This is a genomic window from Ruegeria sp. ABV3_008 (assembly GCF_056161185.1).
The window spans coordinates 18,654-31,009 of the sequence record NZ_JBSWYP010000017.1 but is presented as its reverse complement, the minus strand read 5'-3'; the positions used below and the strand labels follow the sequence as shown (position 1 = coordinate 31,009).

Below are 12,356 nucleotides of genomic sequence, written 5' to 3'. Positions count from 1 at the left end.
TCATGATAGATTTTGGTATATGATTTCGCTTCTATGTCTGAAAACTTCTTCATCATCGAACTTGTCACCACTAAGCGCTGCACGTTTTATAAGCTGGCCGAGCGCATCTCGCTCAGCGTTCAGCTTACATAAGAAATCGACCAAGGCTTCGGTATCGTTGAGCTCAACGAGATGCCCTCCATGCTGTTCAGAAATGAGATCTCGGGCAAATGCGCCATCATATCCGACGATTGGCGTCCCTGAAACCAGCGCTTCAATCAGGCAGCGTGGCGATTCCGGCGTTTTGTGACAAAATAGAAAAACAGTGGCTTCCCGCAATTCTTGGAGGAGATCCGAACGCTCTTTCACGAAGCCCGGAAATACAACTCGATCTTCAAATCCCTCCTCAGCAACTATACACTTCATCTCAGGTAAATCCGGCCCATCCCCCAGCCAGATGGCCTCAAAATTAACGTCTCTGCCGGACAACCCTTGCAGAACCTGTATCCAATCCAGGCCTCCTTTCATGGGATCCGCACGTCCTGCATAGATGATCTTCAGCGGCCCAGCACCTGCACGGTCTGCTTTGTCCTGCAGGGCTTCGGGATCAATATGCTCGGATTTCTTAATATGTATGTCATGAACAATATGCGGATTTTGGCAAAACGGAGCGTAGGTCTCATACGTTTCGCGGCCATGGAACAACCCCAACGCAGCCCTTCTGATCAAAAACCGTTCAAGCCATGCCATCGGAAGATATGTCAGCCTAGCCCTAATGCGCCGTCTTAAGGGCCCTACATGCATGGTGCGCCTGACAACTTCGGATTCCACTCTATCCGTCCAAACCGCAAACCGGCGCCCCATTTTATAAGCTTCATAACAGGCGACCGACCCCCAGTCTCCGAACAGTCCACCTATTGAAAAAGACAAATAATCTGCTTTCTGAATCTGGTCTCTTATGATCTGGCGCGTTGCCCTAAATGCCTTCAGGAATTGATCCGGGCGATATGCCATCGGTAAAGGTATTATATCGATACGATCAAGCGCCGGGCCTACATCTTCAATTGGACACCAATTCGGCGGAACAACACCTGGATCTACAGGCATCAACACCGAAACATGATCAAAGTTTTCTGCCCATAGGCGTAACCCGTTGCAGGCCTGATCCTCTAACAGAAATCCTTTGTCTCTTCGAAACAGTGGGACGGGCGCATAGATGAGTAGTCTTTTTTTGTTCGGCGGCATCTGAAGTCCGTCACCTGTTAAATAGCATCGCCATTATCTGATAAGATATTAATATATCAACGGTAAGTATTATATGATATGTTCGACTTACTTTAACTTGATGTAATGTTATGCCCTTAAAGTTTAGCCGCTATTGGCCGCCTGCCCTCCTCACATTAATCGCCTCAGGTATCGGGTTATATAAGTACAACTCCTCTGTCGAACTGGATCCTGCCGAGTTCATGGAACTCTATGCCGATCCCGCACAAATTTCCTCTGATAAGCAGAACGTATTTCACCTCGGACACAGTCTTGTTGGGAGAGACATGCCTGCAATGTTGAAACAGCTTGCAGGTGAGCACCACAGTTATGAAAGTCAGCTTGGCTGGGGCGCGCCACTCAAAGCTCACTGGGACCCGGATGAAGAGATCAAAGGCTTTGAGATTGAAAATAGTCACCCTCGTTATCGTGATGCCCATGAAGCCATAGCATCAGGAGAATATGACTCGTTTGTAGTCACTGAAATGATTGGGCTGCGCGATGCAATCAAATATTTCGACAGCGGTAATTATCTGCATCTCTGGGCCCAAGCCGGCTGGGAAGGCAATCCGGAGATGCGCGTTTATCTATACGAGACCTGGCACGGCCTGGATGACAAACAGGGTTGGCTCAACCGCTTAGATATTGACCTTGAACGCTATTGGGAAAAGGAGCTGCTCCGCCGGGCTCTGGCATATGAGGACATGCCTCATCCGATCTATGTCATTCCCGCCGGGCAGGTGATGAAACATTTTGCACAAGAAATAGATACCCAAGGCGGTATCGGTCCGATCTCTGCCTCCAATGATCTGTTTAAAGACGATATTCATTTCAATGACTACGGTGCATATCTGGTCGCGTTGACCCATTATGCTGTTCTTTACCAGCGCTCGCCAGTCGGATTGCCTCATACGTTGCTCCGGGCCGATGGCACTCCTGCCAAAGACCCAGGCCCGAATGCGGCGCGTGCGATGCAAGAGGCGGTCTGGAATGTGGTGACACGCTATCCTCCAACCGGGGTGCCACAACAATAAGTCCGACTGTGCCTGCCACCGGCATGTCCCTTAGATAAGAGATTGTCGTGATCAACCCGCATTTAGCCCTGATTAGGGAGATGCTGATGTCAGGCAGGTTTTTAGATGCATCATCCGTTGATCGAATACATCTTCAAAGAGATGTTTATCGGCGAAATGACGGGCGTTGAGACTAGCGTCTATGATATCCCTACGGTTCATTGCAAGTTTAAGAATAGCATCGGCCAAGGCCTGTGGATTACCGCTTGGCGTCACCCACCCAGCCTGAGAAGCCTCGCACAAAGCCGCCCACATCTTGTTATTATACCCAATGACCGGGATACCACATCCGAAATTCTCGAGATATGTGCAAGATGGATCCGCCTGCAAATGGCAACAGAGAAACAAATCGCCGTTTTTTGCACCGTAAGGCATGAGTTCCGTTTCAAAATCCACAGCTCCATGAAAGTAGAGCTGGCCCGACAAACCACTGGCTTCAGCTTCCAATCGCATTTTTTCTTCCAGACTACCCGATCCAAAAATATGCAGATCAAACGCAACACCTAGGATATTCAATGCGCGTGCAATCGCAAGTAAATCATATGACCCTTTCAAAGGCTCCAATCTGCCGGAATGTATAAGTTGAAGAGGGGTATCACTCAGTAGCCTTTTTTGGCGAAGCACCATGTCTTCGCGCGTTGCCAAAGCGTCGGCCTTGATCCGGCTATCCAAATATAAAATAGGATTTTTGTTGATGCCTGCATAAAGCTTCCAAGCGGGGTATCCGTTAGCCTGCAAGCCATCTGCTTGGGAAAATGCCCGGCGGCGCTGACGTTCAGTTTTGTGTTGCCATACGAGGCTGCGCCATTTCTTAGCACGTGATAATGAGGGGTTTAGCATTGTGATTTTACGGCGCGTCTCGGGGATATTTTCAATAATATACACGATCTTCTGCCCGAGGTTGCGTGCAATGGGAACAAGGCCCAGACATTCGTGATCATCTCCGCCGGCCAGTATGAGATCAACATCTGTCAAATCCTTCTCACTTATGGGGGACTCGCAATCGCGTTGGCGAATGGAGAACGGGAGTGTCTCGGGAAAATACGCTTCCGAAAATACAGAGGCCTGATCCGTTTTGGGAAGAAGACAAGTGACCGGTCCTTCCCACGCAGATGCGTAATATCGCATGCCTTCAACAAATTTTTTGTCTAGAAGAATCTGTTTCCCCCGTGAATTTGAGGGCGTTGATGAAATCACCAGCAGGTGGCTGCTCATTATACAAACCTCTTATGCATTCATCTACCCATTCAGAGTGGCTGGCAATCTCTCTATTGAAGCGCGAGGTTTTCAGAGCTAACGGATCAGAATGTGTTTAGGACCGCAATTGCGTCTTTGTTAAAATATACCAATGCTCCCCCAAATACAGCACCCATAAAAAAATAGGTTAAGTCATGCACCGGATCCCATGCCTGATGCTTCCTGGCCAGCCATGAAAGCATAAAGTACACCAAAATATAAGCTACTCCCTGACACACGATGGCGCCTACTAACCCAAATAGGCTTAAGCCAAGCCAAAAAAACAGAAATTGTACAAGAGCTCTGAAACCTGAGAAGTAAAAAAAAGATCTAGAGTCGCCGGTGGCGAGAGCAATATGACTGTATGTATTTCCAATGATCTGAATTAAACCAGTAAATGACAACAAAACGATAATACCACCGCTGGCGTAATACCTCTGATCATATAAAATCCTAATAATTTCTGGCCCAGCCCAAATTAGGAAAACCGCTGGAAAGAAAAGTACGCCTGTAAAAATAAAGCGCATTTTCTGGAGATCTTTGAAATTTTTTCTCGAAACGGCTGGGGGCTTTTCTCGATACAGTGGAATGAGAACTTTATGAGCAGTTACATTACCTAATGTCTGCAGGGCTGTCGCAAAAAAATATCCTATACTGAATATTCCAAGCTGTTCCAAGCTTAAGTACTTACCCAAAAGAGCGCGATCTCCCTGGCTAGCGATAAAGCCGAAAATCGTGCTTAAAAACACCCATTTCCCAAAATGTATGAGTTCCTCAACAGCCGTTTTATCCCACCTGAAGTAGTTTTTCTCCCCTTCCAGGGAAAAGTGCACCAGACATAGCTTTATTAGGCTGGAGAATGTTCCCCCAATCGCAAGCGCCCAAACTGATGGCCAAAAATAAGTAAGTATAATGAGGAGAGCGCTTCCCAAAAAACTCGCGATAACCTCTAGGGTCGTTAGTTTTCCTATACGCAGATGTCGGTTAGCCGTATGTGTACGCGTTGGAATGAAACCATCAATGATGAGTATCAGGGCAGCAACAGGCAGCAGCTGGGTCAGAATTGCCTCGTCATAGAACAAGCCCACAGGATAGGCGATCAAACATGCAAACACCCACAACCCTATTCCGCGAATAACCTGTATCGTCCATGCTGTGTTCAAAAAATCGCGTTCATCACCTCGTGCACTTTGTTGAATAGATGGGCTAATACCGACATCCGAAAACATCGCGAGGCCAATCAGAATAACAGAGATCAGCGACATCAGACCAAACGCTTCCGGGAACAACAAGCGTGTCAGGATAAGGTTGGTCCCTAAGCGAATGAACTGGAGAAAAAAATGACTTGAAAATGCCCAGAACGAACTTCGTATGAAACGCGCTTTTAAATGCGTTCCAGAAACGTTGTTGAATACCGCTCTCATCCGGAGTGTCCGCCGTCAGTGAGGAACTGATTAGTGTTTGAGCCCAATAGAGAAACCTACTCATACATTTTGGGCGCTTTTGTGACGGGCATTGAATGCCAGTGCAAGTACCACACTCAAGCTTCCGCCATCAAATCCCCGGTACAAAACGCTCAAGAGGTCCGACAACTTCCGACAAGCTTTGGTGCAACCGGGCCTCGGCGCTTTCTTCATTCTCATCCGGACCGATTGTTGTAATCAGACGAACAAGTGCACTATCTCCCCGACCGTTGCTGACCTTGCCCTTTAAGAGCTGCAGCTTCGCCTGAAACGCCAAAGCAACACGTGTTCCCTGTTGCTCATACCAGTAATAGACCAACATGCGCTCCACACCCTTCTGGATGATGGCGCGGTTTACGGGAAAGCTTTGCCCATTTGCCGAAACATCCACCTGTTCAAGCCAGGCGATTTCCCAGCCGGCACCGGGCAGGCAGACCTCGGGTGAATGCACGCCTCCGGTATTCTGGTCCTTATACCATGCCATGAAAAGGTCCACTGGCGCAGCCTCACCTACGCGTTCCAGCGTGACCGAATGATAATCATCGGCAGCCAGAATGCGCTCGACATCCGGGGGCAGTGCTTTGGGTGCACTGGCCTGCCAGTCCCCAAGTTGCGACGGGAAAAGTACAAAGGGATCGCGGTCGACAATCTGCACCTCACGGGGCGGGACCACCTGCCAGATACCAGTCAGAACCACCACCAATGCTGTAGCCGTGATCAAAGCCCGCGACGGCTGAATCAGTTGGATGCGCCCAACCTGCTGCCACAGTCCGTCGGTTTCGAGATCCAGCGCCTCGACCAATGACACCTTGTCCCGGCGCAGATGTGCTAGCAGCCAGGCCAATGCAAAGAGGATAAACACACAGATGATAAAGATCACCCAACCTTCGAAGAAATGCGAAAATCCGACAACATATTCCAGCCCGTAGGAATTCACGATGAAACCGGCCACAGCAATGCGCACCGAATTCATCAGCACGGTAATGGGCACGGCTGAAAGCAGCAGCGCCGCCTTATGCCATTTCGGCCCCTGATAAAGGACAGCGAAAATGTAAGAAAAGCTTAGGATCGGGAAAAGGTAGCGCAAGCCCGAGCATGCCTCGGCCACGTGCAGGCGATAAACACCCAAGTCAATGATATTGCCATCCAGGAAAACCGGTACACGTAACAGATCGAGAAAGAACACCCCAAGCTCAGACGAGATGAGCTGCAGCCAGGTCGACACGCCATAATAAAGCGCGCCGGGCAAAGGCAGCATATAGACAAGGTGCAGAACCGACGGCCAGAACTGCCGCCCAGTATGCCAGCCAAAGCTGATCAGCAATACGGCCGCCACCCATAAGATCAGCCCATAAGCGGCAAGATCACCAATCCCCAGCAGCCGTCCCATCGCGCCCAGAGCTAAAGCAAAGATCAATACGACAACACCCGGCCAGCGGTCTGGCACTGGGCCATAGTTGGGGGGAACAGGTCTGAGTTCGCGCAGGAACAAGAAGGCCGAAAGAACCGGGATGAGTGGTCCATGGCTGTATTCGGGCAGCTGCCAGGCCTGCAACAACTCTTCGATTCCATCCCAGAAGAACAAAGCGGCGCCGATGATCATGATCAACAGCAGGCCTATTCCCCATAGGGAAGACGCACTCCAGAAGGGGCGGTTTGCATCAGATAAATGTGGTGTGTTGTCTGATATCGCCATAGCGCGTTTTGAACACCGTAAAACTCAATAAAACAGCCACAGACAAATTACTGCGAAGTCACCCCGTTGTCTGCATCTTTTGCGAACATGTGATGGTCATGAGATCATGTTCGGAACAGTATCCAAAAACAAATTCGATTGGTAGAAAAGCGGGAACATCCATGTAGGCTACTTTGCTCCTCGAAAAACAACAAAGCCGATCACATCTCGCAACCGGCTTTGAAGAATTATGTATGTTTGCGATCAGGTTTACGCGAAAGAAGCCTTGCTCTTACGCCGCCGCATCAGTCCGAACCCTGCCAGACCACCGAGCAGCAACAAAGACGAGGCTGGTAGCGGAATTGCGGCGACCGTGAAACCGCTGACAACAAATTCATCGTCTTCGCCGAAGGCGCGTACCGAGAACGAATTCACAAGCACATTGCCAAATGCGTTGAGGGCGCTGGTCGTTTCCACCCAAGCTCCGCCATTCAAACGGATATGAGCGTTGTCGTTATATGGCGCTTGCGGGCTCAGGTAGCCCAGCGTGACAGACACAAGCTCAACCGCTGTATCAAATCTGAATGTCAGCCAATCACTGTAATTGGTGCCATCAATCTGGTGCCCATGCGCGAGGCTACCGCCAGCTACGTCCCTCGGGCCATTATGCACCCCAAGGCCTGCGTCCCAATACGTGCTGATCACAGAGGTATTTGAATCATTGTAAGTGGAGAACGCTTCAATATCACCCGAGACGCCGCCAACATTGAATTCCGCAGTCTTGCCGCTGATCACTGCGTCCCCGCCTGATCCGCCGGTAAAACTAACTGTCACTGCTTGTGCGCCTGTTGCCATACCTGCGCTGAGCAGCATGGCCGCCAAGATCTTTTTCATGTCTGGGCCTTTCACCAACATAAAACTCGTAAACTAGATAATTGCTAGCACAGTCCAATCATATAGTCGGTCAAGTTTCGCCACATTTACAACAAAATTTGATTGGTTGTTGCGCAAGCGACAACAATCTCAGCTATTTTGGCTTTTTATCAGCTCATTAATCGCTATTGGCACGTCTACTCGAATCTATAAACAGCCCTTGGTTCTTTCCTCATACATCAGGCAGCCAACATCCCCTAACGGCGCGCGCGCCAAGTACCGGCGAATACTTGCAAACCGTTTAGCAACATTGGCACCGGTATGCTGAATCACCTGGGTCCAAAAATAGCTTCTGGTAGTTTCGTTCTTTCTCCTCTTTTGTCTGCGCAAAATGTTAGGCCAAAGGCTGGGATGATGCTGATAGCGGTACTTACTATGGGAATAGTATCTGGCCTGCTGGCCGCATCTGCGGCACTTCTCGCTGGATACAGTGCACCAGCTGCCCCGCTTGTTTATGTAGGAACAGGTTCGGCTTTCTTACTTTTGGCACTGCTGTCAAATAGCTCCTTGGTGCAGTCACACCACTCCGCACTCTCAGAATTTCAGCCCTGATCACCAGCTTTCACGCGTGCCCGTACATACCCCAAGAAAGCCTTGTCCGGAGACCTAAGGGCGCGCCTACCTGAAGCCGCCCAATAGACCCTCCAATCAGCCTCAAGCGCATAAATATCCCACCCAGGCGCGATATCTCGGGCTTGCTCGAAGACGCTTGAGGATAGGGCGAGTGCGACTGCCCCCTCGAGTAATTCATCCCGACGAGAGAAGCGAATGATGTCCCCCTCTTCCTCACTCATTGAATAGTCTGGCAAGTGATCGGCGGCGATCATATCCCGCACCATCTTACGGAACACCCGGCGCGGTGAAGCCGATCCCGACTTCTTCAACAACGTCTCGACCGAAACCCGCCATTCAGGCTGCCGTCCGCAATGTTTCCGCGCAAGTTCATAGATCCGCCGCTCCAGCGGTTTGCGTAGGCGGAAGTAATCGCGGCTGAGTGTCAGGACCGATTTGGCCAACACCGCCCGAAACAGCCAATCCGACAATTTGACCGAAACGCTAACCATCCTCCCTGCCCGCGTGTGACGCACGATCTCCCAGCTTTCGATCAGGCCGAACCCTGTGGTTGTCTCAACCCCGCCGGTCACCATGTTGGTGGTGATGCGCGTGCCTGCGAGGCGCTCGAACGCCTCGCGCAACCGTTTGTAGCCGTCACCGCTGGTTTCCCGGTTGGTTGCCACCAGCAGGTCATGTGCTTTCAGATGCACGACATGGCTGACTGCCCTGCCCGCGTTGATCGCCGCCATCAGCTGGCTGATACAGAAAATCAGGATATCCTTATCGTGGATCGTCGCCAGCCCCCGAACAGACGGCGTGACGGTGATTTCCACCCCGTTATGCTCATAGTTCAGGATGCGTCGATCCGGGCGCGTGGAGAGCGAGAACATTGGATGTTCCATCGATCCCATGTCCGTTTTGGGCAGCGCATCGAAGATATCGCAGACAAAAAAATCCGCGGTCGGATACCGGTCCGGCATCAACCCTCCCGCGCCAGCGGGCACATTCCGACTCATGAAAAATCAATCAGAACTGAAGTGCTCCAGCTCATACCTCTGCCCCTGACCTGCCCGAATCTTTTTTCGTGGTTTTATTGACGCTTACCCTAAAGTTATCCACAGGCCGGGTAAAGCGCCAGATCGTGGGATCAGAGTCGGTCTAACGTGGGATCAGAGTCACTTGATCGTGGGATCAGATTCACTTGGATACGAAGAGGAGCAATAAATATATTATTTTTCAAGGCTTTATGAAGAAAGCTTATAATCTGTAACTAATAAATAACCATATTTTAACTAAAAAAATTTGGGCCTCTTCAAAACCAGCCATTTTCCATAAATACAATCCTTTGATTTGCTTAGAAAATATCGGTTGATGCCAGTAGTTCTTCCATATGCTATGTTTTGTGTTACAATCGTAAAAACACAGCACATCGAGCAAAAGACACATGGCAATATCTTCGAAAGACAGGCTTCCACCCTATTTCAACATTGATCCAGACACCGCTCTTGCAGAGCTGGGGAGCCCCTCTACTACAGCCAGTTTTGCGGCCATTGCGAGTGCCTGCACTCAGGGGCGCGAAGATCTTGCAGGCCGAGGTCTCGAAGATGGAGAGGCGCGACAACTGCGTTTGTTTTCCACTTGGGAAATCACTCGCTATCTGATCCCGGTTGCCGCACCCCATTTTCGCCGAGTCCTAAAGGCCAACCCGGATTTGCCACAGGGCCGATCGGAATCTGAAGGTGGAGCCAAATGGTTTACCCTGGATGAAGTGCTGCGGCTCCGCACTCATTTTGCGTCAGAAGGATCAAAGGCCAAAGAGTATCGCCCTTATCGACCCGACGGATTGCCCGCCAAGCTGGTGTCTGTCGCCAATTTCAAAGGTGGCGTTGGCAAAACCTCGACTTGCGCACATCTAGCCATGTCGGCAGCCCTGGACGGCTACAAGGTGCTGGTGATCGATCTGGATAGTCAGGGATCAATGACATCTATCTTTGGCGGCAAGGTCACGGATGAATGGCAAACCGTGTTTCCCCTACTGGCCCGCCACTATGCCGGGTACCTGCGTCGCGAAAATCAGGGACGGCTGGATCGGGGCGAGCCCCCACACCCTATCGATGATACCCTGATGGAGGCGCTGGACACCCGCGCAAGCAGCCTGATCCAGAAAACCCACTGGCCCAATATAGATCTGATCGGGGCACAGCTGAACCTCTATTGGGCCGAATTCCAGATCCCAGTCTGGCGGATGCAAGCCCGGGGTTGGAAACTGTGGGATGCACTGACCGAAACACTGGAGGCAGATGGTATTCTGGATGATTATGATCTGATCTTCATCGATACCCCTCCCGCGCTTGGTTATCTGACGATCAACGGCTTGGCTGCGGCTGATATTCTGCTGGTGCCTATGGGCGCTTCGTTCCTAGAATTCGATTCAACAGGACGATTCTTCGACATGCTCCATTCGACCTTCCAATCGATCGAGGAGGGCGAAAACATGGCTGCCCGCGCGCTTGGCCGCGATGAGATGGCGTTTGAATGGGATGCGGTGCGCACGGTCATCACCCGCTATGACGGCACGCAACAAGCGGAACTGGCCGGGTTGATGCAATCTTATCTGGGCAGCGCCCTGTCGCCTCACCGGCAGGAATTCACCGCGCTAATCGGTCAGGCCGGGGAACAGGTGAACGGCATCTATGAGGCCGATTACCGCGATTTCAACCGCGAGACATATGCCCGCGGGCGCGAAACCTTTGATGAGACCTATGCTGCCTTCAAGCGGCTGGTGCTGGGCGTCTGGCGGCGTGAGGAGCTGGCGTTGCAGGCCGAGCATCAGCCCGAGGTGGCGGTATGAGCCCCCTGCCCGGCGATGTATCGCGCGCGAAACGCTTTCTGTGGCTCTGCAAACCACGCGGTGCACCGTACGTTGCAGTAACGGGGTGGAGCAGAACAGAGGCTATCACGGGCAGATGAGGAGGATTTGACATGGCAAAACGTAAACGGCTGAGCCCCGCCCGTGCCGACTATCTGCCTGAAGAGGCAGCGGGTGCGACACTCGAAACAAAATCCATGTTCCCACCAGTGCTCTCTGCGCCGCCGATTGCGCAGGTTGCTGGCGACACGGCACTGCAGGCCGCCGTGGACGACCTGAGCTCTGAGATACGCACAGCCCGCGCAGAAGGGCGGTTGGTACAGCAAATACCGCTGACCGCCATCGAGGAAACATATCTGGTGCGCGACCGGATCGTGGTGGACGGGGAGGAAATGTCGGCACTGGTGGAAAGCCTGCGCGCCCGCGGCCAGCAAACCCCGATCGAGGTGGTTAAGCTGGCCGAGGATCGGTTTGGCCTGATCTCTGGCTGGCGCCGCCTGACCGCGCTGAAGGCGCTGTATGCGGAAACGGGTGATGAGCGTTTTGCGACTGTTCAGGCGTTGCTCAGACGTCCCGAGAACGCCTCAGACGCTTATCTGTCGATGGTTGAGGAGAATGAGATCCGTGTTGGGCTCAGCTACTACGAGCGGGCCCGTATTGCGGCGCGTGCGGCCGAGCAGGGGGTTTATCCAGACGAGGCCTCGGCTCTGCGCGGGTTATTCTCAAGCGCCAGCCGTGCCAAAAGATCAAAAATTGGGTCTTTTATTGTAATCTACCACGCGCTTGATGCAGACCTGCGATTTGCTGCGGCAATACCCGAACGGTTGGGATTGGCGCTGTCAAAAGCTCTTAAGGAAGATTTGAAGCTGGGTGATCGTATTGCCCAGAATTTGAGAAATAATCCCTCCAAAAATGCGGATGCCGAAGCAAGAGTGCTCGCTGATCTGATTGCCAGAGACGGGCGTGATAAGTTCCCTCGGAAACCTGTCTCGGTGAACGATGCAGAGCCAGATGAGATAGTGGGTGGCATCCGAGTTCAGCAGACGGAACAAGGGCAGAAACTGGTGTTGAGCGGTCCTGACCTAGATGCCAAATTCATAGATCGACTGAAGTTGTGGCTGAAATCTCAGGCCGGCTGATGTTTCGCACGCGAAACATCCTGCGATGTAGGCCTGGAAAGTTGGCTCCCGGTTCAGAGGGATCGTGGTTGTGTTACTTTAGGGGAAAGCTGAAACACACACTCTCCATTCCTGCATCCGAAACAAATCATGGAGTGCGTCACCAACTGGCTGAGGCGCGCTGGAGCGAGA

The 12,356-nt window shown here is 51.6% G+C and carries 9 protein-coding genes; 3 read left to right on the top strand and 6 right to left on the bottom strand.

Translation table 11 applies throughout. From position 1 onward, the window contains the following. Positions 1-1,224: a glycosyltransferase gene (locus tag ACXAH8_RS21190; protein WP_475220533.1), complete on the bottom strand. Its 1,224-nt coding sequence runs from the start codon at positions 1,222-1,224 to the stop codon at positions 1-3. A 221-nt stretch (positions 1,225-1,445) separates the two neighbouring features. Between ACXAH8_RS21190 and ACXAH8_RS21185 the strand changes: the two genes are divergently transcribed. Then, complete coding sequence (locus ACXAH8_RS21185; protein ID WP_475220532.1) at positions 1,446-2,276, top strand: hypothetical protein; 831 nt, start codon at positions 1,446-1,448, stop codon at positions 2,274-2,276. A 72-nt stretch (positions 2,277-2,348) separates the two neighbouring features. Here the strand turns inward: ACXAH8_RS21185 and ACXAH8_RS21180 are convergent, their stop codons facing one another. The 5 genes from ACXAH8_RS21180 to ACXAH8_RS21160 all read right to left on the bottom strand — a co-directional run bounded on the left by ACXAH8_RS21180 (position 2,349) and on the right by ACXAH8_RS21160 (position 9,193). Further along, a complete protein-coding gene (locus ACXAH8_RS21180; protein WP_475220531.1) occupies positions 2,349-3,530 on the bottom strand; it encodes a glycosyltransferase in 1,182 nt (393 codons plus the stop codon). A gap of 86 nt (positions 3,531-3,616) precedes the next feature. Further along, a complete protein-coding gene (locus tag ACXAH8_RS21175) occupies positions 3,617-4,975 on the bottom strand; it encodes an oligosaccharide flippase family protein (protein ID WP_475220530.1) in 1,359 nt (452 codons plus the stop codon). 130 nt (positions 4,976-5,105) lie between these two features. Continuing rightward, a complete protein-coding gene (gene xrtD / locus ACXAH8_RS21170) occupies positions 5,106-6,617 on the bottom strand; it encodes a VPLPA-CTERM-specific exosortase XrtD (protein ID WP_475220529.1) in 1,512 nt (503 codons plus the stop codon). A 342-nt stretch (positions 6,618-6,959) separates the two neighbouring features. Further along, on the bottom strand, positions 6,960-7,583 hold the full coding sequence (locus tag ACXAH8_RS21165; RefSeq protein WP_475220528.1) for a VPLPA-CTERM sorting domain-containing protein: 624 nt from the start codon (positions 7,581-7,583) through the stop codon (positions 6,960-6,962). Between the two features lie 581 nt (positions 7,584-8,164). Beyond that, positions 8,165-9,193, bottom strand: a complete 1,029-nt coding sequence (locus ACXAH8_RS21160; RefSeq protein ID WP_475220527.1) for a replication initiator protein A — start codon at positions 9,191-9,193, stop codon at positions 8,165-8,167. A 428-nt stretch (positions 9,194-9,621) separates the two neighbouring features. Between ACXAH8_RS21160 and ACXAH8_RS21155 the strand changes: the two genes are divergently transcribed. Both ACXAH8_RS21155 and ACXAH8_RS21150 read left to right on the top strand, forming a co-directional pair. After that, positions 9,622-11,028, top strand: coding sequence for an AAA family ATPase (locus tag ACXAH8_RS21155; RefSeq protein ID WP_475220526.1), 1,407 nt, complete (start codon positions 9,622-9,624; stop codon positions 11,026-11,028). Between the two features lie 131 nt (positions 11,029-11,159). After that, positions 11,160-12,185 carry a ParB/RepB/Spo0J family partition protein gene (locus ACXAH8_RS21150; protein WP_475220525.1) on the top strand — a complete coding sequence of 342 codons (1,026 nt, stop codon included), beginning with the start codon at positions 11,160-11,162 and terminating at the stop codon, positions 12,183-12,185. Positions 12,186-12,356 lie beyond the last annotated feature (171 nt).

What these genes read in the sequence shown, in the direction of transcription:
- ACXAH8_RS21180 (WP_475220531.1), bottom strand. Translation starts at nt 3,530, where the DNA reads ATGAGCAGCCACCTGCTGGTGATTTCATCAACGCCCTCAAATTCACGG.
- xrtD (WP_475220529.1), bottom strand. Translation starts at nt 6,617, where the DNA reads ATGATCATCGGCGCCGCTTTGTTCTTCTGGGATGGAATCGAAGAGTTG.
- ACXAH8_RS21160 (WP_475220527.1), bottom strand. Translation starts at nt 9,193, where the DNA reads ATGAGTCGGAATGTGCCCGCTGGCGCGGGAGGGTTGATGCCGGACCGG.
- ACXAH8_RS21150 (WP_475220525.1), top strand. Translation starts at nt 11,160, where the DNA reads ATGGCAAAACGTAAACGGCTGAGCCCCGCCCGTGCCGACTATCTGCCT.
- ACXAH8_RS21185 (WP_475220532.1), top strand. Translation starts at nt 1,446, where the DNA reads ATGGAACTCTATGCCGATCCCGCACAAATTTCCTCTGATAAGCAGAAC.
- ACXAH8_RS21155 (WP_475220526.1), top strand. Translation starts at nt 9,622, where the DNA reads ATGGCAATATCTTCGAAAGACAGGCTTCCACCCTATTTCAACATTGAT.
- ACXAH8_RS21175 (WP_475220530.1), bottom strand. Translation starts at nt 4,975, where the DNA reads ATGAGAGCGGTATTCAACAACGTTTCTGGAACGCATTTAAAAGCGCGT.
- ACXAH8_RS21190 (WP_475220533.1), bottom strand. Translation starts at nt 1,224, where the DNA reads ATGCCGCCGAACAAAAAAAGACTACTCATCTATGCGCCCGTCCCACTG.
- ACXAH8_RS21165 (WP_475220528.1), bottom strand. Translation starts at nt 7,583, where the DNA reads ATGAAAAAGATCTTGGCGGCCATGCTGCTCAGCGCAGGTATGGCAACA.